Source organism: Streptomyces sp. NPDC012510, assembly GCF_042955065.1.
Classification (GTDB): domain Bacteria; phylum Actinomycetota; class Actinomycetes; order Streptomycetales; family Streptomycetaceae; genus Streptomyces.
In genome coordinates, this window is record NZ_JBIBEN010000013.1 from 167,448 (window position 1) to 191,696 (window position 24,249).

Below are 24,249 nucleotides of genomic sequence, written 5' to 3' on the forward strand. Positions count from 1 at the left end.
CGACGAGCCGCCACCGGCTCGAGGCCGGTGACCGGGCGGCCACCCCCGTACACAGGGGTGGCCGCCCGCTCTCGTACCGCAACACGACATGGCATGACCACGCGCACGGCGCCCGGTCTCGCCTCAGCGGCTCTCCGCCAGCACCCGGGCCACGTACGAGCCCCTGGTGTACACACCTGGGCTCCCGGCGAGCCCGCAGCCGCTGCCCCATGACACAAGCCCGATCAGCCTCCCGCGGGCGACCAGCGGGCCTCCACTGTCCCCCTGACAGGCGTCCCGGCCGCCGTTCTGCCTTCCGGCGCATACCATGGAGCCAGGCAGATATCTGCCTTCCGCACTCCCCGGATAGGCCCTCTCACAGACGGCGTCGGCCAGCACCTTCACCGGCACGGCCCGCAGACTCCGCGCGTAGTCGCCGGCTCCGCTGGTGTCCCCCCAGCCGTAGACCGCGGCCGGGCTGCCGGGCACGTACGCCGAGTCACCGGCCCCCGCCACCTCGATCACTGAGCTCTTGGGCAGAGGCGAGGCGAGGGTGACCAGGGCGAAGTCCCCGGCGTTCGTCCGGGGGTCGTACTCCGGGTTGACCCGGGTGCGGCTCACCGGGATCTCCGCACCTTCGGTGGACTGCAGCTCGGCGCGCCCCGCGATGACCCTCAGGTCGGGAAGCCGTTCCGGAGGGCCGCCCAGCACGTCCTCACCGAGACAGTGGGCCGCCGTGAGGACCGTCGAGCGGCCGACCACGACACCGCCGCAGAACTGTCCGGCCCGCGTACCCCCGAACCGGTCACGGCTGGACAGTGCCACCGTCCAGGGCGCCTGGGAGATCTCGACCGGATGACCGCCAATGACGACCTCGGCCGTCGCCGGTGGCGGTGCGGCCAGCGGTATGACGGCCGCGGCGGCCACGAGGGCCAACAGGCGGGCGAAGGATGGACGCATGCGCGCTCCTCACTCTGGGACGTGGATGGCACACCCAGAGTGATCTACCCGTTGGGCTCCCGCATGCCGCGCAGACGCCGAAGACCCGGCCCCCCTGCGGGGGAACCGGGCCTCGAGGACCGATCGCGCGGTCGGAGACGTGCTGCCTAGTCCAGGTAGTCGCGCAGCACCTGCGAGCGGGACGGGTGGCGCAGCTTCGACATCGTCTTGGACTCGATCTGGCGGATGCGCTCACGCGTGACGCCGTACACCTTACCGATCTCGTCGAGGGTCTTCGGCTGACCGTCGGTGAGACCGAAGCGCATGGAGACGACGCCCGCCTCACGCTCGGAGAGCGTGTCGAGGACGGAGTGGAGCTGCTCCTGGAGGAGCGTGAAGCTGACCGCGTCGGCCGGGACGACGGCCTCGGAGTCCTCGATGAGGTCGCCGAACTCGCTGTCGCCGTCCTCGCCCAGCGGGGTGTGCAGGGAGATGGGCTCGCGGCCGTACTTCTGGACCTCGATGACCTTCTCCGGGGTCATGTCGAGCTCCTTGGCCAGTTCCTCCGGGGTGGGCTCGCGGCCCAGGTCCTGGAGCATCTGACGCTGGACGCGCGCGAGCTTGTTGATGACCTCCACCATGTGCACCGGGATACGGATGGTGCGGGCCTGGTCGGCCATGGCGCGGGTGATCGCCTGACGGATCCACCAGGTGGCGTACGTGGAGAACTTGTAGCCCTTGGTGTAGTCGAACTTCTCGACCGCGCGGATCAGACCGAGGTTGCCCTCTTGGATGAGGTCCAGGAAGAGCATGCCGCGGCCGGTGTAGCGCTTGGCCAGGGAGACCACCAGGCGGAGGTTGGCCTCCAGGAGGTGGTTCTTGGCGCGGCGGCCGTCCTCGGCGATGATCTCCAGCTCGCGCTTGAGCTTGGGGGCGAGCTTGTCGGCGTTGGCCAGCTTGTCCTCGGCGAACAGACCGGCCTCGATGCGCTTGGCGAGCTCGACCTCCTGCTCGGCGTTGAGCAGCGGGACCTTGCCGATCTGCTTGAGGTAGTCCTTGACCGGGTCGGCGGTGGCACCGGCGGCGGCGACCTGCTGGGCGGGCGCGTCGTCCTCGTCCTCGTCGGAGAGTACGAAACCGGCGCTCTCGGTGCCCTCGGGCTCCTCGCCGGGCTTGCCGCCGGGGGTTTCCTCAAGGACCTCTTCGTCGATCAGCTCGACGTCGTCCTTCTTGGCGGTGGTCTTCTTGGCCGCCGTCTTCTTGGCGGCGACGGTCTTCTTGGCAGGGGCCGCCTTCTTGGCGGTCGCCTTCTTCGCGGCGACCTTCTTGGCGGGTGCGTCCTCGGCGGAGGCTTCGGCCGCGGGCACCGCGGGGGCGGCTGCGGCGGTGGCCTTCTTGGTGGTCACCGTCTTCGCCGCGACCGTCTTGGTGGCGGTGCGCTTGGCCGGACTCTTCGCTGCGACGCTCTTTCGGGTGCGCTTGGGCTCCGCGGCACTGACCATCAGCGTCACACCCTCTTCCTCGAGGATCTGGTTGAGGCTGCGCAGTACGTTCTTCCACTGAGTGGCCGGAATCTGGTCAGCTTCGAAGGCCCGACGCACATCGTCGCCGGCGATCTGCCCCTCAGCCTTTCCCCGCTCAATGAGCGCCATGACAGAGACGGACTCGGCGATCTCCGGCGGGAGCGTACGGGATGTGCTGGCCGACACGAACAACCTCTCGGAACGTTGGAAAACGGCTTCCGGCCCCGTCCACTGCGGACAGGAGCCGACCACCGGCTTGGGATGGGCCGACGGTGCGGGCGGGGGCCGGGAAGATGCACAGCGCCGTGAACGGCGTCCGTATTCCCTCCGCGGCTGTCACCTCTTAGGTCATCGCGCTGTTCCCACGAGCGTTACGCCCAATCTGCGTGGCCCGAGTCACACCCCGTAAGCGCGCAAAAGCGGTCAGATACTGTCAGAGGTATTCGATCAAGGCCACAACCGGTACTCCTTAGGCGGGTACCCGGACGATTCCCGAACGAACTCCTCAATGCGGATCACTGTCCTCACCGGGAGCCGCCGCCCTTTCCGGGGCAGTCCGTCACGTGGGGATCATCGCTCCCACCCGCGGCGCCAAGCCCCTCGTCGGGGCGAGCCGCCCGCCCGGAAGGGGCGCTTGCGCAGCGAGTCGCCCGGCGGGGCCGCGCCCGCGAAGCAAGTCATTCCGAGCGAACGAGCCACCCCTTCACAGCTTCACAGCGAGGCGCCCCATCGCACGACGCGTCCCCTCACAGCGGGCGGTCCGCTCACAGCAGGGCCGTCCGCTCACAGCGAGCCGTCCTCTCACAGCAGGCCGTCGCTCACAGCGAACCGTCCGCTACAGGTGTCGCCCCTCATTGGGGCGCCCTTCAGGGACGGGCCGACCGCTGCTCGACGAACGGCATCCTCGTCGGTCGGGCCGCCGGGCCCCGCCGAATCCCAGGAGGATCCGATGGGGTCCGGCGGCACGCGTTCGCCGGTCGAGCGAAACCATGAGGAGGTGTCCACCTCCCCGGCCTGGCCGCCCTGGCCTCGACCTCAGACGCTCAGTGCTCGCGCGGCGCGGGCACCACACGCTCCACCTCGGGATGGACCGTGAGCAGTTGCCGCATGGCCGCCTCGGCCGCCCCTCCGTCGCCCGTGGCGAGGGCGTCGACGATCCGGGCGTGGTGCACCAGCGTCGCCTCGCCCGGCCGGTCACAGCCGGTGGCCGGGCCGCCGGACACCTGCAGGGCCGCCGAGACGATCCCGGAGAGGTGCTCCAGCATGCGGTTGCCCGCGAGCTGGATGAGCAGCGAGTGGAACTCGGTGTCCGCGCGCGAGAACGTCAGCGGATCGCCCTGCGCCATTGCGTGGCCCATGAGCTCGACCATGTCGCCTAGGCGCTGCTGGACGTCAGCACGGCCGTGTCCGGCAGCGAGGCGGGCGGCGAGCGGCTCGATCGTCCAGCGCAGTTCGCTGAGCTCGCGCCGCTGGTCGTCGCGCTGCGGCCCGAAGGCCCGCCACTCGATGATGTCCGGGTCGAGCAGGTTCCAGTCGCTGACCGGACGTACACGGGTGCCCACGTTCGGACGCGCGCTGACCAGGCCCTTCGCCTCCAGGACGCGCAGGGATTCACGGACGACGGTACGGGAGACCTCGAACCGCTGGCCGATCTCCTCGGGCACGAGGGGGCGGTCGGCGCCCAGGTCGCCCGAGACGATCATCTGGCCGAGTTGTTGGACGAGTTGGCCGTGCAGCCCGCGTCCGCGGCTCCCGGCGGCGCGTCGGCCCACGCGCCCCAGCTCGGGGTCCGCGCCGTCCCAGGCGGGGAGGCCGACGCGGTCGACTCCGGGGTGCTCGGCGTAGGGGTAGCGGTCGAGTTCGCCCGGTCCTGCGAGGCCGGAGTCGGCGGAGCGGGCGGCGGTCATCATGGTGTGCGCAAGGGTACTCACGCATCCTTTGTCGGCTGCGTTCTCAACTCCCTTGAGGTCTTTGGTGAAAAGCACACGAAAGGGTGATCGCTCACCCCGTCGCAATTGACGCCTTATCGGAAAGAAATGGGCGTTCTACGAGGAGTTGCGCGCATTGCGTCGATGGAAGGGCACGGACGGTGAGCACGAAAGGATGAGGACGATCATCACCGGACCCGGCCGCGCAGGTTGGCGAGGAGGTAGGCACCCAGCAGCGCGGTCAGCGACAACAGAAGCGCTCCGCCCTCGGGTTGGACGATCGCGCGTGCCACGGCCTCCAGATAACGCTCTCCACCGAACGGCCACTGCATCAGCACCAACTCGCGCAACCGCATCGGGAACCCGACCGCGTTCCGCACGGCAGGCCCCTCCAGTGCCTTCTGCACCAGGGGTACGACGAGCAGCGGCACGGCGACCACGGCCGCGAGTCCGGCGGACGTGGACCGGAAGACCCCGGCCGCGAGCACTCCCGCCCAGGCGCACCCCACGACGAGACCCGCCCAACTCGCGCCGAGCGAAAGCCAGTCGGCGGGAACCGAGATGAGTTCCGGTCCATAGACGAGGTAGAGCACCTCGAGGTCGCAGCCGACGGTGAGGACGGCGAGCAGGAGCGCGGTGGCCGCGGCCACCAGGAGCTTCGCGGCGAGCAGTCCCAGCCGACGGGGGACGGTGCCTCGGTCCGCGGCCAGGGCGGGGTGGCGGAACTCGTCGCCGAAGGCGGCCGCACCGAGCAGCCCTGCTCCGATGGCGGCCGGCGGCAGCGGCAGCTCCCTCGGCCACGCGGCCAGCAGCCGTGGCTGCGGGGTGTGCCCGACCCTGGCCAGGAACAGGGCCAGCAGAGCGGACGTGACCAGCACAGCGGCAGCCGTGACATACGCCGTGCCGACCCCGCCGGCCCTGCGCAACTCGTAGCGCACCGGCCTCAGCGGGCTCGGTGCCGACCGCACGGTGATCGGCGGCGGCAGCGGAGGCAGCGGACCCGGGTCGGGAAGCGAGGCCCGACGTGGTGCCGGGTGGGTGGGCGTCTCGGGGGCGGCTTGGGACGCACGAGGGCGGGAGTCGACGTGCGGGTCGGCACGAGTGTGCGAGTCGGCACGAGTGTGCGGGTCGAGGTCGACGTGGGCCCCGGCGCGGAGGGCTGGGTCGACTTGCGGGTCGGCATCAGTGCGCAGGTCGAGGTCGATGTGCGTTCCGGCACGAGGGGCAGAGTCCACGCGCTGCGGGACGTCAGCCTCTGGTGAGTCGTCGGCCGGAGTCCGCTGTCCGGCGACGGACGGCTGTTCCTCGACGGCGGACGGCTGCTTGCCATCGGCGGACGCCTGCTCCCTCTCGCCCGGCATCCGAGCGTCTCGGGCCGCGTCATGAACGCTCTCGCCCGGCACGAGGACCCCTTCGGCGAGCGGCGGCGACCCGTGCGGCTGTGTGGGCCCCATGTCTCCGATCTCGTCCGCGAGTTGGTGTACGAGGACGCCGTGCCGGAACGCGGTCTCACCGATCTCGGCGCATGTGCTTCCGTACACCGAGAGCCGGTTGCCCCCCTCCCGCACGATCTCCACGGAACGCCGTGCGGTCCGGGCCTCCTTGGTGAGCAGCGCTCCGAGCCGGGCGGCGTGGGGGGTGCGGACGGCGACCCTGGGCCGGAGCCGGGTGCGGGCGAAGTCGGCCACCTCCTGATCGGCGACGAGTCTGCCCCTTTCCAGGGTGAGGACCCGGTCGGCGGTCCGCGCGGCCTCCTTGGCTTCGCCGGTCGTGAAGAGGACCGTGCCACCCTGTTCGGCGTGCGCCCGCATGACCCCGTGCAGCCACCGGGCTTCGCGGACGGCCAACCCGTTGGTGGGGTCGTCCAGGACGAGGGTGTGCGGGTCGGTCAGCAGGGCACAGGCCAGGCCGAGGCGGCGTTCCATGCCCCGGGACAGCGTGTTCAGCCGTGCGTCGCGCAGACCGATCAGGCCCACGACCTCCAGGACTTCGTCGGCGCGCCGCCCTGGCAGCGCCGCGGCAGCGCACAGCATGCGCAGATGTCCGCGGACCGTGCGGGCCGGGTGCCCGGGCACATCGCCGAGCAGCACACCGACTTCCCGTGCGGGGTGGGCGATGCGGTGCAGGGGGCGGCCTCTGAAATAGGTGACTCCGCGGCCCCGTTGGAGTTCGAGCATGAGCTTCAGCGCTGTCGACTTGCCCGCTCCCGGGGTGCCGAGGAGTGCGGTGACGCGGCCGGAGTGCGCCTCGAAGGACACGTCGTCGACGGCGGGCGGAAACTCCTTGCGGGGGACGCTGGTCAATCCGATGGCCTGGATCACCCGAAGCAAGATAGCGTGGTATGTCCGCTTTTTCGGGTACCTCAGGGCTCACTTCGAGGGCGACTTCTAAGGGGCCCCGTAACCACCGGGCAAGCCACGCGTCGGCAGCGGGCGGGCCCTGGCATGTGTTCGCGCGCACATCCCACCACGGCGGCGGCCTGTGGCCACCCGACCGAGGCTTCCGGACGCGGCTTGGAGGGGACCCTCCTCTCTTCGCGGTGTCAGACCTCGGGGCGCAGCATCGGCGGGTTGAGGAGGGTGGCGCCGCCTGCGCGGAAGAGCTGAGCTGGGCGGCCGCCCTGCCGCGTGGTGGTGCCGCCGGTGGGTACCAGGAAGCCCGGCGTACCCGTCACCTTGCGGTGGAAGTTGCGTGGATCCAGCGCCACGCCCCACACCGCCTCATAGACACGGCGCAGCTCGCCGACCGTGAACTCCGGTGGACAGAAGGCCGTGGCCAGCGAGGAGTACTCGATCTTGGAACGGGCACGCTCCACCCCGTCCGCGAGGATCTGCGCGTGGTCGAAGGCCAGCGGCGCCACCGGCTCGCCGTCCCGCCCGTAGCCACCTCGCTCCAGCAGCTCCTCTACGGGGGCCCAGCGCGCGCTGTTGGCGTCACCGCCCGGCCGGGGCGCGGGCAGGTCGGGGGCGAGGGCGAGGTGGGCGACGCTGACGACTCTCATGCGCGGGTCGCGCTTGGGGTCACCGTAGGTCGCCAACTGTTCCAGGTGCGCACCGTTGTCCTGTGCCGGCTCGGACGGTTCATGGGCGGTCAGCCCGGTCTCCTCGGCCAGCTCCCGTGCCGCGGCCTGCGAGAGGTCCTCGTCAGGCCGTACGAAACCGCCGGGCAATGCCCACCGCCCCTTGAACGGCTGTTCGCCCCGCCGAACCGTCAACGCGCAGAGTGCGTGGCGACGGACGGTCAGCACGACCAGGTCCACGGTGACGGCGAAGGGCGGGTAGTCCGACGGGTCGTAGGGCATGCCGCGATCATAGTCGTCTGCCTGACGATAAACACTCCCTTCGCCAGCCGCTTCCCCACTTGATCCATTCTTGTCCGGTACCGATTCCCGAGGCGACCGCACCGACCTCATGGATGCGGCACCGTCGACCGTCCCCTCGCCCGTCACTCGGCGTCACACTCCCAACTGCAGTCCGTCGGCCGCCTCCTCGACCATGGCCAGTCCCAGCCGACTGACGCGTACGGCGAACGGGGCGCCCGCAACCCGCAGTCCCGTCAGGCCGATCTCGCCCAGCGGCGCACTGCTCACCGGCCGCAACGTCACCGTCCCGGCGGGAGCGTCGGGACGGATCCCGACGAGGGTGGTGAGCAGCAGGACCCCCGCGGCCGCCGCCGTCGCGGCCGGTCTGCAGGCCGCGGGGTGCGGCAGCGGGGCGCTACCCGCGTTGCGCTGCTCCCCCGCGTACATCTCAGGCAGCCGGTGCCCGAAGCTCTCCGCCGCCGCCAGCACCCCCCGCAGCAGCGAAGTCGCCTCCTTCTCGTATCCGGCACCCGCCAGCCCCGCGACCGCGACAGCCGTCTCCTGCACCCGCACAGCACCACTGCGATGCCCGAACGGGTTGTACGCCGCTTCCTTCGCTCCCAGGCTCCGCAGCCCCCACCCCGAGTCCATGGCGGGCCCGCCGAGCAGCCTTGCGAGCTGCTCGGTCCGTACCTTGTCGAGAAGTCCCGGGGCCCGCTCCCCCGCTCCTAGCAGCCCGGTGTCGAGAAGGTGGGCGGCGCCGGCGCCCAGGTGTGGCACGAGGCGACCGTCCGCGGTCCGGGCTGCCGCAGGTCTGCCGCCGCCCCGGTCCTCGACCCAGAAGTCCGCCACGAACCGGGTCCGCAGCTCTCTCGCCCAGTCACGCAACTCCGCCCCGCCCGGTCGGCCGTACGCGTCGAGAAGGTCGGCGCCCAGCAGCGCGGCCCGGTGCGCGTGTGCCTGGGTCTCGCAGCGCAGTGGTCCGCCGGGGCCCGGGTCGGGCAGGTAGGCATCGTCTGCGACGGCGCTCCGCAGCCACCGCAGGCAGCGCTCGGCGGCAGGCAGCAGTTCCTCGGTCGCCGCCTCGGACAGTCCCCATCGCCGGGCCTCCGAGAGGAGGACGGGGAACAGGAGGGTCGCCTCGGTGCCGGTGCAGCCCGGCGGCAGATGGGGGCCCGCGTCTCGTCTGGGCCCCGGGATCATGCCGGACTGTGGTTCGGGGGCCGTGATCTGGGTGCGGGCGAGGGTGCGCAGGGTGCCTACGGCGAGGCGCGTGCCGAGCGGCAGTGTCATGCGGGCCGCGACAAGTGCGTCGGCCGGAGCCATCCCACAGCGCCAGGGCGCGCCCGCCGCGAGGTGACTGTCGGACGGGTTCGCCGGGTCACGCAGCAGCAATGCTTCGAGGTCCTGCAGACAGGTCTGCAGCAACGCCTCCGCCGTCGGGTCGTCACACGCGGCCCGAGGCTGAGAGAGGGGGCTCGTGGCGCCCCGTCCCACTGGTCTGACGGGCCGCGCGCCGTCCGGACGTACTCGCAACTCCACGCTCCGGGTGCCGCCGGGCAGGAGTTCCAGCTCCCAACGCAGTAGTCCTGCGGAAGCCAGCGCGTCGGCGGGCGGCGGGGTGGCGGTCACGGTCGAGTGCGCGTCCATGCAGGACCACCGGAGGCCGGAGTCATGGACGCTCGCCGGCAGTTCCGGACCGGCGCGGCCGGAGGCGACGGCGCCCAGTTCCGCCAGATCCGTCCCCAGGAACACCTCGACGGGAAGGCGCAGCGGGCGGCGGGCCGTGCTGCGCAGGGTGATGCGCTCGGTGCCGTCCGCGTACCGCGTGCGTTCGACCATGACATCGGGGTCCGGTCCGGCGTCGGCGGTCGTGCGCAGCGTGCCCATGAAGCGGGCTCGGTCGGCCGTGACCATCCTTGCCTGCACGGCGAGCGGCTCCCGCCCTGCCACCCGTACCTGGCAACGCGAGAGCATGCGCCGTCCCTCGCGGTAGAAGCCCTCCAGTCCGCGCCCGGTGAGCTGACCCGCCTCCGTCGAGATCGCGAGACCTGGCAGCGCGACGCAGATCAGCGTGGTGTGGGCCGGCGGCAGCTCCACGGGGCGGCGCGGGCCCCCGGCGCCGGGCAGTGCCTGTGAGGGCGAGAGGCGGCCTCCGATCCGTGGGTACGGCAGCCCTGGAGAGCCGCCCGTGCGGGTCGCGGGGGACGCCGGGCCGCCGGGACTTCCTGTGCGTGAGCCCGTCGGGCGCGACGCCGCCGGGCTGCGGAGGTCCGTCCGTGGAGCGCCGACGCCTTCCCCACGAGTCCGGGCGGAGGGCTGGGTGAGCCTGCTGGAGGTGGGGATGTCGTCGTAGGCGTCGGGTGTGGAGGGCAGGGGCATGGGGCGGCTTCTTCTGTGTTCGGCGCGCGTGTGGTGCGCCCGGCACCAGGTGGGGAGCCGGAGAGGGACAGGGTGGTAGGGCGGCGAGGCGGAGCCCCGGGTACCGCCACACAGGTGAACGGAACGGCTCTGCTCCGGGTCACGCCTGCGTCCCGGCGAGCCGACCTGATGGCATACCGGGGCGGCTCGCGGGTGCCCCACCGCTGGGGACGCACCCTGTCGCCTGCACAGGCCAGGCCTGGGGCGCACGAGAACGGTCCGCCTCGGTTCCGGGCGCACCTGAACGCCCTGCTCCTCGCTCACGTCTCTCCTTCCGTGGCCTGCCCTCCAGCGCCACGGCGGGCGCGTGTCCTGTCATTCCCTCCGTCGGCCGCACGTGCTTGCCGCCGACCGACGGGCGAACCGCCTTCGGTGGAACGTGAGCGGCGCGGATGGGCCGCGCCGGGGGACCGCCGGGTGGCACGGGCGTCGGGACTGCCCTCTGGGCGGGGCCTGCGACGGCGTCGGGGGCCGGTGGCGACGCAGGGCTGGTCCGAGGGCGGCTTCGCACCGGGAGGCTGTTCGGAAGGGGTCGGTTCGGTGGCGGCAGCGGTTTCCGTACGGTCCGCCGTCAGGTCACGTCCCTTGCGCTCCGCGCGCAGACAGCGGCGAATGGACTCGGGGTCGAGCCCTTCGTTGCAGGCCTGGTGGAGAAGACGGGCGAAGAGGTAGTCGGGGTCTGCGGAGAGAGCCATGGCCAGGGCTTCGCGGGCTTCGAGTTCATCTCCTGAGGACCAGGCGACCCAGCCGACGAGTGTGAGTGGGGCGGCGGCGTGCTCGCCGTAGGGGCCGACGCAGCGGCGGGCCAGGGCGCGCCAGAGACGGAGTGCCGGGCCTGCTTCGTCGCCCTCCATCCACTCGGCGGCACGGTCACGGGTAGCGCGGTCCTGGAGTCCGAGGATCAGGGTGGCCGCGTCGTCGTGCTCGAGGAGTTCGTCGTCGCGGAGGTCCGCGTCCAGCGTGCCCGACAGGGTCGGGGTGTCCGTCAGGCGGCCCATGACGCGTCGCGCCACGGCGAGCGTCTCCTCGGCCACGTCCGCGCGGCTCTCCGCGTCCAGGATGCGGGGGACGAGAGCGGACTGGGCGGCGTCGAGTGCCTCTTCCTGCTGCAGCGCGGCCGCTGTCTCCCAGGGCATGAGCCGCCCCCGAAGCTCCTTCAGGGTGCCGCGCACCTGAAGGCCGGCGTAGGTCGCGGCGGCGGCCAGCACGGAGGTACCGGGCAGCCCCATCGCCTCCCCCTCGGGTGAGCAACATCCGTTGCCGGGGCAGCAATAGGACCAGAATCGATTGCCGGAGACGCACAAGGCCTCGACGACCGGGACGTCGAGGGTGCCGCAGGCCCTGCGCAGCAGTTGGGCGAGTGGCCGCAGGCGTTCCATGACGTCTCGTGGCGACTCACCGCTCGCCGGGTCCTGGCAGAGGAAGGCGACCATGCTCTCCGGCTTGGCGCCCCGGCGCTCGCTTCCTGTCACCAGTCCGTGGGCCAGTTGATGGGCCACGGACGGCCAGTCGTCCGTCTGGGCCGGGATGCCGAGTCGTGCGCGCCCACCGAACCTTCCGCCGGCGTCGCGGTCATGGAGTGCGACGAGGACGATGCTGTCCTCGGGGCGGTACCCGAGGAGGTACGGCAGGGCATCGGCGAGCTCGCCCGGTGTGCGGAGGGTGACCTGCTGGCCCCCGGGAGGTACTGCGACCGCGCTGTGCCCCAGGTAGGCGGACGGCCCGCGGCTCCCCCCGCATCCGGTCTGCCCGCTGATGTCACCGTTGCCGGAGGTCCCGGCCGCTTCGCTGTGATTCGTCATGCGGCGACCATCTCGCGGATCTCAAGATTCCGCTTTGGCCTGTGGATAAGTCCGATCGTGATCACGTCAGAAGCTGTTCACAGGTCGACCCGTCCGTTCGCGCGATGTCCGAGGCATCGGGTTGCATGGGGCCATGAGCGACGAAGACCTGCCCACCACGAACCGCCAAGATCTGCGTACGGCCGCCGATGCCGTGCTCGCCCGCCTCGTCGGCGCCACGGCGGGCATGGCACGGCTGCGCGAGGACCAGTGGCACGCCATCGAGGCACTGGTGGCCAACAAACGCAGAGCCCTGGTCGTGCAGCGCACGGGCTGGGGCAAGTCCGCGGTGTACTTCGTCGCGACCGCGCTGCTGCGCGGGCGGGGCGCCGGCCCCACGGTCATCGTCTCCCCGCTCCTTGCCCTGATGCGCAACCAGGTGGAGGCGGCCGCCCGCGCCGGCATCCATGCGCGGACCATCAACTCCTCGAACACGGAGGAGTGGGACACGATCCGCCAGGAGGTCACCGCGGGCACGGTCGACGTCCTCCTGGTCAGCCCCGAGCGACTCAACAACCCGGAGTTCCGCGATCAGGTCCTGCCCGAGCTGGCGGCCGCGACCGGCCTGCTCGTGGTCGACGAGGCGCACTGCATCTCGGACTGGGGACACGACTTCCGCCCCGACTACCGCCGGTTGCGCACGATGCTGGCCGACCTCCCGCCCGGTGTGCCGGTACTCGCCACCACCGCGACGGCCAACGCGCGCGTGACGGCCGACGTGGCCGAGCAACTGGGCACCGGCGGCGGCTCGGACGCGCTGATCCTGCGCGGGCCCCTGGACAGGGAGAGCCTGAGCCTCGCAGTGCTCGAACTTCCGGACGCCGCCCACCGGATGGCCTGGCTCGCCGATCACTTGGACGAGTTGCCGGGCTCCGGGATCATCTACACGCTCACGGTGGCCGCCGCGGAGGAGGTCACCGCGTTCCTGCGCCAGTGCGGGCACACCGTGTCGTCGTACACCGGCAAGACGGAGAACGCGGACCGGCAGCAGGCCGAGGAGGACCTGCTCGCCAACCGGGTCAAGGCCCTGGTCGCCACCTCGGCGCTGGGCATGGGCTTCGACAAGCCCGACCTGGGTTTCGTGGTGCATCTGGGCTCACCGTCCTCGCCGATCGCCTACTACCAGCAGGTGGGTCGCGCCGGCCGTGGTGTCGAGCATGCCGAGGTGCTGCTGTTGCCAGGCAAGGAGGACCAGGCGATCTGGGAGTACTTCGCCTCGGTCGCCTTCCCTCCGCAGGAGCAGGTGCGCCGCACCCTGGACGTCCTCGCGCACGCCGAGCGCCCGCTGTCGCTCCCCGCCCTCGAACCCCTGGTGGAGCTGCGCCGCTCCCGGCTGGAGACGATGCTGAAGGTCCTGGACGTGGACGGCGCGGTCCGACGTGTCCAGGGCGGCTGGGTCTCCACGGGTGCCCCCTGGGACTACGACACCGAGCGCTATGCCTGGGTGGCCAAGCAGCGCGCGACCGAGCAGCAGGCCATGCGCGACTACGTCTCGACGCGGGGCTGCCGGATGGAGTTCCTGCGACGGCAGTTGGACGACGAGGACGCCGCCCCCTGCGGGCGGTGCGACACCTGTACGAAGCCCAGGTTCATGGACTCCGTCTCCACGGCTGCGCTCGACGCGGCACGCGGCGAGTTGGGGCGGGCGGGCGCGGAGGTCGAGCCCCGCAAGATGTGGCCGACGGGTCTGCCGGCGGTGGGGGTCAATCTGAAGGGACGTATTCCGGCCGGTGAACAGGCCGCTCCGGGGCGGGCGCTGGGACGGCTGTCGGACATCGGCTGGGGCAACCGGCTCCGGCCGATGCTCGCGCCGCAGGCACCGGACGGACCGGTCCCCGACGATGTGGCGAAGGCCGTGGTCACTGTGCTGGCCGACTGGGCGAAGGGCCCTGGCGGTTGGGCCTCCGGGCAGCCCGACGCCCCGCCCCGACCGGTGGGTGTGGTCATCATGGCGTCCCGCTCCCGCCCGCAGTTGATCGGCTCGCTGGGTGCGCGGATCGCCGAGATCGGCCGTCTTCCCCTGCTGGGATCGCTGGCGTACACGGGCACTGTTTCCCAGGTGACCCGTAGCAACAGCGCACAGCGGCTGAAGGCGCTGGACGGGGCGCTGACCGTGCCGCCCGAGTTGGCCGTCGCCCTCGAGGAGGCAGGCGGTCCCGTGCTCCTCGTCGACGATGCCACCGAGACCGGTTGGACGCTCGCGGTAGCAGCGCGCATGCTCCGGCGCGCGGGCGCACAGGGGGTGTTGCCCCTCGTTCTCGCCGTCCGGGCGTGACCGGCCCGTCAACCGGACGTGGACGGGGCGCCACCTGGACGTTGCTGATGAGCCCCTTGCGCAGGGATATAAGCGGTGGATCACCACAAAACCGCCAGTGGCCCCAATTGCTCGTTGCCGCAACCAAGTTCGCCAGGAAGAATTGAAGTCCGCTCCCCGCACGGCCCACCCGTGAATCGGTAGGGCTTCTGCTGCGGCGTGCGCTCCCCCAAGTCCGACCCTCGCCCGCTGTGTGGGCGCGTAGCCGAAGGGAGGATCGTGACCTTCGGATTCGCTCCGTCCTCGGCGGCCTCCATGTCGACATCTGCCGACCTGTCCGCCGCTTCCGCCAACCGGATGCTCGAGCCCGCGGAATGGGCCGCCGCCGGGATTCCGCTGCTGCGCAATCCCCGGGAGGTCGTCAGCGGGCTGCACGCTCGGCACCAGCCCCGGCCCGCGACGGCGGTCATCGCCGTACTGGATCCGGACGAGCGGTTGAGGGCGAGTGCCTCGTTCGTCCGGCGTGCGGCTCCGGCCGACGGCTGGATGTTCCGAAACGCGCTCCTCGCCCAGCTGCGCCGAGTCATTCCGCACGACCTGCGTCGGCGCACTCCGGTGCGTACGGCCGTGTTGCTCTACTGCCGTGACGGCGACGCGCGTTGGACGGAGGAGGACGGGGCGTGGATGTGGGGGCTCCGGGACGCCTGCACACTGCACGGCCTGCGCTGCGGGGCGTACATCACACTGACACGTGACGGCTGGCAGGTCCTCGGCGAGGGCCGCGGTGGACGCCGGCCGCACGCGGATTCACCGGCCGAGTCCTTCGCCACGGCCATGGTGCCGCCGCCCATGCCCCGCACCGGCGGTGTCGCGTCGGAGGTACTGCGCCGGGCAGCGGCACGCTGAGCCGTCCCGCATCCCGGCACTCCTCATACAAGGGCCGCACCCGCGCTGCGATCGCGAGGGTGCGGCGCTGGACCCAGCCTTCAGGCCAAGCCCTCGCACCCTCGTCTCTGCCGCTCGTCTCCGACCCGCACCCCCAGCACCCGCCAAGCCCTGCGGCGCCGCCCCACAGACGCCGCCGCGAAGCCCCTCGAACGCCCGGACCGCACAACGCGCCCCCGGACACGCCGAATCACCCCCGCCGGCACGCCGAAGCGCCCCATCGCGGGGTGTGGCCGTAGTGGTGCCCCGGTCGTCTGCCCGAGCGCGCACGGCTCCCCGGTGAGCCCTGGCGGGCCGACCGGGGCCTTGCGCAGTCGCTCAGACTCCGGCGCCCAGCACCGAGTTGATCGTCTGCGGGTCGCCGCACACGATCAGCAGGGTCCGGGCCCGGCCGAGGGCCTTGGGCAGCGCCTGGGCGGTGACGGCGTCGGTTCCACCGTTGACGGCGACCACGACCACGGGACGCGGCGCGGCCCGGTCGGCGGCCGAGGCATCGGCGTAGAAGACGTCGTCGCCCGCGTCGTGCTGCGCCCAGTAGGCGGCCTCGCCGAAGGAGAGCTCGTGGTCGGCCCACGGATGCGACTCGCCGGTGGTGATCACCAGCACTTCGCCGGGGGCTCGGCCAGAGTCCAGCAGCAGGTCGACAGCTTCCTCGGCGGCGTCCAGCGCGCCCTCGGCCGAAGCCGGGATCAGCTGGATCTGCGGGGTGGCGGCGGGAGCGGACGGCCCGGGCCTGGCCGCGGCGTGCGCCGCGCGCTGGGCCAGCACCGGCCGGGCAGGACCCGGACGACCGGGACGCGGCGGAGCCGCGGGACGGGGACCGGGTACGGGACGGGGGGTCGGCGCGACCCGGCCGCTGGCCGGAGTGGCACGCGGGCCCTGGGCACTCTCGTGAATCTGAGGCTCCTCGGGAATGAGAGGCATGAGCTGATGTTTATCAAACGCCGGTGCGACTCGCGTCGGCGGGTGGCACATGAGCGCGAACGGATCCGTCAGAAATCGAAGCCGAGCTGGCCCTCGATCTCCGGAACGCTTCCGTCCGCCCAATTGCGGGCCTTCTTGAGGTGCCGCCACTGGGGCAGCGCATCAAGATACGCCCACGACAACCGGTGGTACGGGGTGGGACCCCGCTCCGCCAGCGCGGCCTTGTGCACAGGCGACGGATACCCGGCGTTGGCCGCGAAACCGAAGTCTGCATGGTCGACACCTAGTTCGGCCATCATTTTGTCGCGCTGAACCTTGGCGATCACCGAGGCCGCCGCCACGGCGACGCAGGACTGGTCGCCCTTGATCACCGTACGGACCCGCCAGGGCGAGCCGAGGTAGTCGTGCTTGCCGTCGAGGATGACCGCGTCCGGCCGCACCGGAAGCGCTTCCAGGGCCCGGACGGCGGCCAGCCGCAGCGCCGCCGTCATGCCCAGGTCGTCGATCTCCTCCGGAGAGGCGTGACCAAGGGCGTGCGACGTCACCCACTTCAGCAGTTCCTCGGCGAGCGACTCGCGGCGCTTGATCGTCAGGAGCTTGGAGTCGGTGAGGCCCTCGGGCGGTCGGCGCAGTCCGGTGACCGCCGCGCAGACGGTGACGGGACCGGCCCACGCTCCGCGCCCCACCTCGTCGACACCGGCAATGATCTTCGCTCCGGTCGTGGCACGCAGGGAGCGCTCGACGGTGTGAGTAGGTGGTTCGTACGGCATGGCGCCCTTAGCCTACGCCGCCCGCGTCCCCCTGCGACACCCAGGTTTCACGGGGCGACCTCAGCCCCGCCACGGGCCGGACTCAGACGTTCCGTCGGCGCAGCAGCGGCACCATCAGCTGGTCGATCATCTCCTCGATGTCCCGCTCACTCCATTCGCTTCCGCACATTTTCGAGCGGTACATCATCATGGCCGGAATCGCGTCGAAGACATAGCTGTTGGCCGCGTCCGGCCTCACCTCACCTCGGCGAATTCCCCGCTCCACGACCTCCCGCAGAAGCTTGACCGTCGGCTCCACGACACCCCCGATGATCACGCCATGGAAGCGCTCGGCCTGCATGGTGTCGCATTCGTGAATCACTGAGCGCAGGGCGTAGCCGGGACGCGAGAACATGGCCTCGCGCGCCTGGCGGCAGAGCTCCAGCAGATCCTCGCGCACGCTTCCCAAGTCGGGCGCCTCCTCAAAGCGCGGCAGCCCGGCCCGGAGCGCGTCCGCGACGAGGTCCTCCTTGGAGGGCCAACGGCGGTAGACCGCCGCCTTGCCCGTCTGAGCACCCGCGGCGACCCCCTCCATGGTGAGGCCACTCCAGCCGACCGTACTGAGTTGCTCCAGCGCGGCATCGAGGATCGCACGCTCGAGCACGGCGCCGCGCCGGCGCGGGGAGACCGTCCGAGCGGGAGCGGCCGTCCAGCGCGAAGTGACCATCTGAGTTTCTCCGTTGAGCCGAGGGGTGGGGGTGGGAAAAGCGGTAGCGAGGGGGCGAGGCGGGCCACGGCGGCGACTTCGGTGAACGCTTGCGTTCACTAAGGGGGACTCACTACCGTTGGGCGCGACAGTGAACGCTGGCGTTCACTAAGGCAGTTGTGGGGGACCCATAAGTGACAACCTCTCCGTTGATTCAGGATCAGAAGCCGGGAGCCGCCCGCAGGGAGGGTCGCCCCGGCATAGCGCTCACCGTCATCGCGGCCTGCCAACTCATGGTGGTACTTGACGCGACGATTGTGAACATCGCGCTTCCGCACATTCAAGACGCTCTCGAATTCAGCACCACCGACCTGACGTGGGTCGTCAGCGCCTACACGCTGACCTTCGGCGGTCTGCTGCTCCTGGGCGGTCGGGCCGGCGACATCCTCGGCCGCCGTCGAGTGTTCATGACCGGAATTCTCGTCTTCACGCTCGCCTCGCTGCTCGGCGGTCTCGCACAGGAGCCCTGGCAGTTGCTGGCGGCGCGCGCCCTGCAGGGCGTGGGGGGCGCGATCGCGTCGCCGACCTCACTGGCCCTGATCACCACGACATTCCCCGAAGGACCTGAACGGAACCGGGCGTTCGGCGTCTTCGCCGCGGTGTCCGCCGGTGGCGGCGCCATCGGTCTGCTCGCCGGCGGCATGCTCACCGAGTGGCTCGACTGGCGGTGGGTGCTGTTCGTCAATGTGCCCATCGGTGTACTGATCGCGGTTCTCACGCCGATGTACATCAGCGAATCGGAGCGACACCCGGGGCGGTTCGACATCACGGGCGCCCTCACGTCGACGGCCGGTATGGCCTCACTGGTCTACGGATTCATCCGCGCGGCGGAGGAGGGCTGGCGCGACAGCCTCACCATCGGCTCCTTCGCCGCGGCGGTGATCCTGCTGCTGGCGTTCGGTTTCATCGAGAGCCGTGCCAAGGAGCCCATCACACCGCTCAGGATGTTCACCGACCGCAATCGCTCGGGCACGTATGTGATCATGCTGAGCCTGGCCGCGGCCATGTTCGGGATGTTCTTCTTCATCGTGCTGTTCGTGCAGAACGTGCTGCGGTACACGCCGATCGAGGCCGGCCTGGCCTTCCTCCCGGTGACCGTCGCTATCGTCACGGGTGCCGGTCTGTCACAGCGCTTCCTGCCGGTGCTCGGACCCAAGCCGTTCATGGTGGTCGGCTCGACATTCGTCGTGCTCGGCCTGGTGTGGCAGACCTTCATCAGCCCCGACAGTTCGTACCTCAGCGGGGTGCTCGGCCCGATGGTGGTGTTCGGCTTCGGCATGGGACTGAATTTCGTGACGCTCACCCTGACCGCCGTCTCCGGTGTGGCGCCGCACGAGGCGGGTGCGGCGTCCGGGCTGCTCAACGTCACGCAGCAGGTTGGTGGTTCGCTCGGCCTGTCCATCCTCACCACGGTCTTCGGCACGGCCAGCCGTGACGAGGCGGAGAAGCAGGTGCAGCTCTTCATGGCGCAGGCCACGGACGAACAGAAGGCCGAGTTCGCCAGAACCCAACAGCTCCCCGCCCCATGGAGTCATGAAGTGCTCTCCCAGGGCATCTCGACGGCGTTCATACCGGCTGTCGCGATGGCCGTACTCGCCCTGGCCACCGCCGCGTTGGTGATCAGAGTCCGCAAGAGCGACCTGGAAGCGCTCTCCGGCACGGCCGGACCCGCCGTCTGAGCCTGACGGCACGGCCGAACCCGCCGGAGGCTACCCGGCGACCGCCGACGCGACCGCGGACAGCCGGACCACGCCCGGGAAACCGATGTGCGGGTCCGGCCGTCCACAGGAGCTCAGTGACTCCTCAGCGGTAGAACTCCGCCCCCAGCTCATCGCACGCCGGCCCGCTCGCCCCGGGCACCAGAGGCCGCTCGTCCAGAATGCGCCTCGCCTCGGCCTCGCCCCAGCTCGTGGCGTACCAGGGAATGTGCCGCCGCTCGTCCAGCTCTTCCTCGATCTCCCACAGCGCGCAGGACCGCATGGGCTCCTCCAGCCGGTCCAGGGCGGGTACCGCATCGGCGGACAGCCCCTCCGCGTAGGGAAGGTCGAAGCGCCCCGTGGCCTCGTACCGTTCGACGTTGCGCTCGGCGATCATCCCGTCCGGCGACACGAGACCGAACGCGAGCACTCCCGCGACGGCACTGGCCGCGACGGCACGCGGCAGCCAGCGGGCACCCCACACCCCGGCGGCCATGATGAGCACGATGACCAGACCGAGCCAGAGCTCCACGGTCAGCACCGATATCCTCAGGCGCGTCAGCCCATAGGCCTCCACATACATGTCCATACGCCGTACAGCGGATGCCACGACAACGAGCGCCAGCGCGCACAGGGTTCCCAGGACACCCCGTACCAACGTCCGGTCACTCGTTCGAGTGCGCGGGGCCTGGCGCAGAGCGATCACGATGACCAGCAGGGTGAGCAGCGTGGCCATGAGCAGTTGCCAGAACCCCTGGCGCGCGTACTGGGCGTATGTCTGGCCGGTCTCCTTCAGGACGGCGTCGTACCCCCCGAAGAGCACGGCGAGTTGGACGGCGTTGAAGACGGCGAAGAGCGCGACGAGTCCGACCAGCGGCAGCGCCCACTCGGCGCGGCCGCGCGGGCGTCCGGGAGGCACCCGGACCCGGTCCCAGCGAGTCGGCACGGCCGCCGTGCGAGCCGCCGCGAGGGTCCCGAACAGGCCCGACGCGAAGAGCAGGATCCGCCAGGGGCCGTCGGACACGGAGACGTCCGGCACCAAGGCGGCGAGCAGGTCCGCGAAGGCCGCGTCCGCCCCGGCGAAGAGGGTGCCGAAGACGAGGAGCAGCACCGCGGCCACCACCACCGCGCGCAGCAGCGGCACCAGGCGGCCCCGGTCGCCGTCCATCCGTTCGCGCAACCCCTGCCAGGCCCAGGCCGGCCCGGTGACCAGTGAGGTGAACACACCGATGGGGCCGAGCAGCACGCCGGGCCAGGTCCGCCCGCCGTGCAGCGCGAGCGAGCCCGCCGCGAGCGCGGTGACGACGGCGAAGAACGTGGGCCACTCGGCGGCCCGCAGCGCGGGAACGGTCAGCAGTGCCAGTCCGCCACCGCCCCAGACCAGCGCCCATGGGCGGGGGCGCCTGCCCTCCCGCCGCCCGGCGACGTACACGGCGAGCGTGGCGGGCACGGCGACGACGAGTATGTTGGCGGCCAGTCCTTCGCCCAGCAGCAGCATGCTGAGCAGACCTGTCGCAAGGGCGGCCCACAGGGTGGCGCTGCGGATCGGCGCGGGATCGTCCGGGCCGATGTCGATCAGCCTGGGCGGTGCGGGCGGAGGCCCGCCCGGTATCGGCTCGGAGCCGCCCGCCTTGCGTTCCGGTACGGCGTCTGTGGGTGCCGCCGTACCGGAACGGCCCTCGTGACTCGCGGCGCGCGCTCTGGGCTTCGAGCCTTCGCGCTCGGATCCTGTGGGTACTGACGGTTCTTCGGACATGGGCCCCCTCCCCCGACCGGCCCAGCACCCACCGAGTGCGACGCGCAGCCGCGGCGGAGGTCGTGTGGCCGGTACCTCGTCGCCGCGGTCATGATCAACAGGCGGCGTGGCGGACAGGCTATGCGGCTGAGGGCACACCCGGCCGCCCCGGAGCACACTGTGGCACTCCTGTGACAGTGGGGGTGGTTGGGTCAGACGGGCCCGGAAAACGACCCATCCGTCGGCTATCCCACCCGCAACCAGTCCGGAAAGCCCTCGGTCTGCTCCGCCCACGCCTCAGGAGGCGCCCCGGCCTCCCCCGATGCGACCACTCCCCCGACGATGGCGCAGGTCGTGTCGACGTCGCCGCCCACCTGGGCCGTCGTCCAGAAGCCCCGTTCGTAGTCGCCGAGGGCGCGTGCCGCCGACCAGAGCGCGAACGGCACTGTGTCGTGCGCCGTCGTACGCCGCCCGCAGCCCAGCACGGCGGCGACCGTGTCGGCGTCGGCGTAGTCGAGCATGTCACGGGCGCGCCGCAGTCCCGCGGCGACGGCGCTCTTCGGCACGAGCGCGATCACGCCGTCGAGCAGCGCCGCCGCACTCGGCGGTCCGGCGGGGTCCGCCGCGAGGGCGGCGGCCGCGGCGACGGCCATGGCGCCGACGACGGCCTCACGGTGCTGGTGCGTGGGGTAGGCGGAGATCTCCGCCTGATGGGTCGCCTGCTCGGGGTCGTCGGCGTACCAGGCGCCCAGCGGGGCGATACGCATGGCCGCGCCGTTGCCCCAGGACCCCTGGCCGTTGAAGAGCGCGGAGGCCAGCTCGCGCCAGTCACCGCCCTCGCGGACCAGGCGCAACAAGCGGTTGACAGCAGGTCCGTAGCCACGGTCGAAGTCGTGGTGCACGGCGAAGGAGCGGGCGAGCTCGTCCTGGTCGATTCGGTGGTGGGCCGCCAGGACGGCCACCACGGAGCAGGCCATCTCGGTGTCGTCGGTCCATTGCCAGGGACCGGGCGGGGTCTCGCGGCGCTTGAGCAGTGGGTAGTTCACGGGCACGAAGTACTGCGAGCCCAGCGCGTCCCCCACCGCGAGTCCGCGCAGACTGGCCAGGGCACGCCTCAGGCGGCCGTCGGAAGAGGAGTCAGGGGTCATCGCCCCGCCACTCTAACTGGTGGCCCCGTACGATTCGGGGTTTCGCCAGCGGTCGAACGGCCTGTCGAGTGTGTACTTGCCGTCCTCCCCGAGAACGAGCATCCGCATCTCCGCGTTCCCGGGGTTCGACAGCGACTCGAACTCCGCGACCGTCCAGTGGAACCACCGCATGCAGAACAGGCGCATGGCGAGCCCATGGGTGACCAGCAGGACGTTCGGCGGGTGGTCGGGGTCCTCGAAGCTGCGGAAGAGGCTCTCCAGGAAGCCGCCCACCCGGTCGTAGACGTCGGCGCCGGACTCCCCTTGCGCGAATCGGTAGAAGAAGTGCCCGTACGCGTCCCGGTAGGCCTTCTGCAGCCGTACCTCGTCGGGGTCCTGCCAGTTGCCCCAGTCCTGCTCCCGCAGCCGGGGCTCCTCGCGCACCCGCACCTGCTCGGGGTCGAGATGAAACGCCTGGAACGTCTCATGCGTACGGCGGTACGGCGAGACGTAGACGCTGACGCGCTCGCGTCCCAGGATGTCGCGGATCCGTTTACCGGTCTCCTCGGCCTGCTGCCAGCCGAGGTCGGTGAGTGCGAGAGCGTGGTCGGGCTCGCGCTCGTACACGGTGTCATCAACATTGCCCGTTGACTCGCCGTGTCGGACAAGGAGGATGCGCCGTGGTCGTGCCATGCCAAAACCCTAAAGGGGGCGAGGGCGGATCGAGCACTCGTCCGGGTGTCATACGGCGTAGGTCACACAAGTCCCGCACATCGGGAGGCCAGGTTGACGCGTCCGGTTACGGGCCCACTCGGGCCGGACATCACACCGTCCAGCTCGGCTCCAGTTCCACGATGTCACCGGCCAGGGCGGCGACATCAGCCTCGAGCTGGGCCCGCAGGGCAAGACGTTCGATGCGTTCGACGCGGTACTTGCCGTGCTCGGCGGCCGACAGCCACATGGAGAGGATCATGAACTCATGGCCCGGCGCCTCGCCGAACAGCCCTCGGAGCATGCCCGGGGATCCGGCCATCGCGGGGTTCCAGACCTTCTCCTGCATCAGCGCGAAGTGGTCGGCACGCTCCTCGTGGACACGGCAGTGGGCCACCCGCACCAGGTCGGCGTCCGCGAAGCGCGGCTCGAACCCGGTCTTCACGTCGAAGCGATGGTCGAAGAGCTTGACCTGCTGGTCCTTGTAGGTACCCGACTGAGAGGCGGCGAGCCGGTCGTGGGAGCGCGCCATGAAGGAGTCGTAGAAGGCACGGCTCTCCCAGAAGGAGAAGATGTGCGCCACCCCGGGCCGCGCCCGGCTCCAACCCCCGCCCTGTCCACGGAATCCCGGCTCCCCCAGTAGCCCCGCCCACTTTCGCTGCCCCCGTTCGAAACCGCGGCGGTCCACCACGGTGCAGCGAATCCACTTGACCAGCACCGCGCCATCGTAAGGCCACGGAGCGTGGCGCCGGTCACTCTCCGACCTGTTACACCCGGGCGAGGGCCCCCGCGCACATGCGAGGATGGGCAACTGGCCCGGACCGCCGTGCAGTTCGGCCCGCACACACAGGAGAACGGGGAGGAGAGTTCTGTTGAACGGCCTCAACAAGGGCATCCGCAAGGTCGAGGTGTCGGTGAAGTGGGACCCGAGCCCCGCCGGGCAGTCGCCCACGGATCTCGACATCATCGCGGCGACCTACCTGTCGGCCGAGCCGAGCGGCAGTCCCGCCTATGTGGTGCACTTCGACAGCCGCTCGCCCGACGGCACCATCACCCTCAACCGCGACAGCAAGAACGGCCAGGGATTCGGCTGGGACGAGGTCATGACGGTCGAGCTGAACCGCCTCGACAGCCGGTACGGCCGCGTCGTCATCGGTGTGGCCATACAGCAGGGATCCGGCCCGAAGACCTTCGCCGACGTGACCAAGCCCGGCCTTCGCATCCGTGAGGACTACACCGTCCTGGCGGAGGACGACTTCGGCGGGGTCCTCGGCTGCACGGCCGCGAGGGTCGCCGAGTTCGTCCGCGACGCGACGGGTGAGTGGACCTTCCACCCGGGCGTCCAGGGCTACGACGAGGACCCGGCGACCTTCGCCCGTGTCATGGGCGGTCCTCCCGAGTCCTGACGC

General features: G+C 71.0%; 18 protein-coding genes. 4 read left to right on the forward strand and 14 right to left on the reverse strand.

Translation table 11 applies throughout. The annotated features are described in order from the left end of the window. Window positions 1–123: 123 nt before the first annotated feature. The 7 genes from ACFY9I_RS24600 to ACFY9I_RS24630 all read right to left on the reverse strand — a co-directional run bounded on the left by ACFY9I_RS24600 (window position 124) and on the right by ACFY9I_RS24630 (window position 11,893). Window positions 124–939 (reverse strand): trypsin-like serine protease, encoded by an 816-nt coding sequence (locus ACFY9I_RS24600; RefSeq protein ID WP_391005040.1) that lies wholly within the window; start codon window positions 937–939, stop codon window positions 124–126. Between the two features lie 146 nt (window positions 940–1,085). After that, window positions 1,086–2,627 carry an RNA polymerase sigma factor gene (locus ACFY9I_RS24605; RefSeq protein ID WP_391005042.1) on the reverse strand — a complete coding sequence of 514 codons (1,542 nt, stop codon included), beginning with the start codon at window positions 2,625–2,627 and terminating at the stop codon, window positions 1,086–1,088. Window positions 2,628–3,484: 857 nt separating this feature from the next. Continuing rightward, entirely contained in the window at window positions 3,485–4,372 is an 888-nt protein-coding gene (locus ACFY9I_RS24610) for an FCD domain-containing protein (protein WP_391005044.1), read from the reverse strand. Between the two features lie 185 nt (window positions 4,373–4,557). After that, window positions 4,558–6,690, reverse strand: coding sequence for an ATP-binding cassette domain-containing protein (locus tag ACFY9I_RS24615; RefSeq protein WP_391005046.1), 2,133 nt, complete (start codon window positions 6,688–6,690; stop codon window positions 4,558–4,560). A 221-nt stretch (window positions 6,691–6,911) separates the two neighbouring features. Then, complete coding sequence (locus ACFY9I_RS24620) at window positions 6,912–7,670, reverse strand: NUDIX domain-containing protein (protein ID WP_391005048.1); 759 nt, start codon at window positions 7,668–7,670, stop codon at window positions 6,912–6,914. Between the two features lie 153 nt (window positions 7,671–7,823). After that, window positions 7,824–10,052, reverse strand: coding sequence for a glycogen debranching N-terminal domain-containing protein (locus tag ACFY9I_RS24625; RefSeq protein ID WP_391005049.1), 2,229 nt, complete (start codon window positions 10,050–10,052; stop codon window positions 7,824–7,826). Between the two features lie 299 nt (window positions 10,053–10,351). Continuing rightward, window positions 10,352–11,893: a DUF4192 family protein gene (locus ACFY9I_RS24630; RefSeq protein ID WP_391005050.1), complete on the reverse strand. Its 1,542-nt coding sequence runs from the start codon at window positions 11,891–11,893 to the stop codon at window positions 10,352–10,354. A 133-nt stretch (window positions 11,894–12,026) separates the two neighbouring features. Here ACFY9I_RS24630 and ACFY9I_RS24635 point away from each other — a divergent pair, with 133 nt between their 5' ends. Beyond that, window positions 12,027–14,207 (forward strand): RecQ family ATP-dependent DNA helicase, encoded by a 2,181-nt coding sequence (locus ACFY9I_RS24635; protein WP_391005051.1) that lies wholly within the window; start codon window positions 12,027–12,029, stop codon window positions 14,205–14,207. 258 nt (window positions 14,208–14,465) lie between these two features. Next, window positions 14,466–15,092: a hypothetical protein gene (locus ACFY9I_RS24640; RefSeq protein WP_391005052.1), complete on the forward strand. Its 627-nt coding sequence runs from the start codon at window positions 14,466–14,468 to the stop codon at window positions 15,090–15,092. Window positions 15,093–15,449: 357 nt separating this feature from the next. On the opposite strand, the gene ACFY9I_RS24645 is transcribed toward ACFY9I_RS24640, so the two are convergent. The 3 genes from ACFY9I_RS24645 to ACFY9I_RS24655 all read right to left on the reverse strand — a co-directional run bounded on the left by ACFY9I_RS24645 (window position 15,450) and on the right by ACFY9I_RS24655 (window position 17,531). Further along, entirely contained in the window at window positions 15,450–16,055 is a 606-nt protein-coding gene (locus tag ACFY9I_RS24645; RefSeq protein ID WP_391005054.1) for a hypothetical protein, read from the reverse strand. Between the two features lie 68 nt (window positions 16,056–16,123). Further along, window positions 16,124–16,825 carry a ribonuclease HII gene (locus ACFY9I_RS24650; protein ID WP_391005056.1) on the reverse strand — a complete coding sequence of 234 codons (702 nt, stop codon included), beginning with the start codon at window positions 16,823–16,825 and terminating at the stop codon, window positions 16,124–16,126. 82 nt (window positions 16,826–16,907) lie between these two features. Next, the gene (locus ACFY9I_RS24655; protein ID WP_391005058.1) at window positions 16,908–17,531 is read right to left on the reverse strand and encodes a TetR/AcrR family transcriptional regulator C-terminal ligand-binding domain-containing protein; all 624 of its coding nucleotides are present in this window, start codon (window positions 17,529–17,531) and stop codon (window positions 16,908–16,910) included. Window positions 17,532–17,704: 173 nt separating this feature from the next. Here ACFY9I_RS24655 and ACFY9I_RS24660 point away from each other — a divergent pair, with 173 nt between their 5' ends. After that, on the forward strand, window positions 17,705–19,249 hold the full coding sequence (locus ACFY9I_RS24660) for a DHA2 family efflux MFS transporter permease subunit (RefSeq protein ID WP_391005060.1): 1,545 nt from the start codon (window positions 17,705–17,707) through the stop codon (window positions 19,247–19,249). A 124-nt stretch (window positions 19,250–19,373) separates the two neighbouring features. Here ACFY9I_RS24660 and ACFY9I_RS24665 read toward each other — a convergent pair whose 3' ends face one another. The 4 genes from ACFY9I_RS24665 to ACFY9I_RS24680 form a co-directional block, all read right to left on the reverse strand. Then, a complete protein-coding gene (locus ACFY9I_RS24665) occupies window positions 19,374–21,023 on the reverse strand; it encodes a DUF4153 domain-containing protein (protein WP_391005062.1) in 1,650 nt (549 codons plus the stop codon). A gap of 224 nt (window positions 21,024–21,247) precedes the next feature. Further along, window positions 21,248–22,150 carry an ADP-ribosylglycohydrolase family protein gene (locus ACFY9I_RS24670; RefSeq protein ID WP_391005064.1) on the reverse strand — a complete coding sequence of 301 codons (903 nt, stop codon included), beginning with the start codon at window positions 22,148–22,150 and terminating at the stop codon, window positions 21,248–21,250. Window positions 22,151–22,162: 12 nt separating this feature from the next. Next, entirely contained in the window at window positions 22,163–22,822 is a 660-nt protein-coding gene (locus ACFY9I_RS24675) for a histidine phosphatase family protein (protein WP_391005066.1), read from the reverse strand. Window positions 22,823–22,952: 130 nt separating this feature from the next. Beyond that, complete coding sequence (locus tag ACFY9I_RS24680) at window positions 22,953–23,558, reverse strand: DUF4937 domain-containing protein (RefSeq protein WP_391005068.1); 606 nt, start codon at window positions 23,556–23,558, stop codon at window positions 22,953–22,955. A 154-nt stretch (window positions 23,559–23,712) separates the two neighbouring features. On the opposite strand from ACFY9I_RS24680, the gene ACFY9I_RS24685 reads away from it, so the two are divergent. Beyond that, the gene (locus tag ACFY9I_RS24685) at window positions 23,713–24,246 is read left to right on the forward strand and encodes a TerD family protein (protein WP_391005070.1); all 534 of its coding nucleotides are present in this window, start codon (window positions 23,713–23,715) and stop codon (window positions 24,244–24,246) included. The last annotated feature ends 3 nt before the right edge of the window (window positions 24,247–24,249 follow it).

Coding starts and splice junctions, on each gene's coding strand:
- ACFY9I_RS24655 (WP_391005058.1), bottom strand. CDS start 17,531: ATGGTCACTTCGCGCTGGACGGCCGCTCCCGCTCGGACGGTCTCCCCG.
- ACFY9I_RS24630 (WP_391005050.1), bottom strand. CDS start 11,893: ATGACGAATCACAGCGAAGCGGCCGGGACCTCCGGCAACGGTGACATC.
- ACFY9I_RS24645 (WP_391005054.1), bottom strand. CDS start 16,055: ATGCCTCTCATTCCCGAGGAGCCTCAGATTCACGAGAGTGCCCAGGGC.
- ACFY9I_RS24650 (WP_391005056.1), bottom strand. CDS start 16,825: ATGCCGTACGAACCACCTACTCACACCGTCGAGCGCTCCCTGCGTGCC.
- ACFY9I_RS24670 (WP_391005064.1), bottom strand. CDS start 22,150: ATGACCCCTGACTCCTCTTCCGACGGCCGCCTGAGGCGTGCCCTGGCC.
- ACFY9I_RS24600 (WP_391005040.1), bottom strand. CDS start 939: ATGCGTCCATCCTTCGCCCGCCTGTTGGCCCTCGTGGCCGCCGCGGCC.
- ACFY9I_RS24665 (WP_391005062.1), bottom strand. CDS start 21,023: ATGTCCGAAGAACCGTCAGTACCCACAGGATCCGAGCGCGAAGGCTCG.
- ACFY9I_RS24620 (WP_391005048.1), bottom strand. CDS start 7,670: ATGCCCTACGACCCGTCGGACTACCCGCCCTTCGCCGTCACCGTGGAC.
- ACFY9I_RS24675 (WP_391005066.1), bottom strand. CDS start 22,822: ATGGCACGACCACGGCGCATCCTCCTTGTCCGACACGGCGAGTCAACG.
- ACFY9I_RS24625 (WP_391005049.1), bottom strand. CDS start 10,052: ATGCCCCTGCCCTCCACACCCGACGCCTACGACGACATCCCCACCTCC.
- ACFY9I_RS24635 (WP_391005051.1), top strand. CDS start 12,027: ATGAGCGACGAAGACCTGCCCACCACGAACCGCCAAGATCTGCGTACG.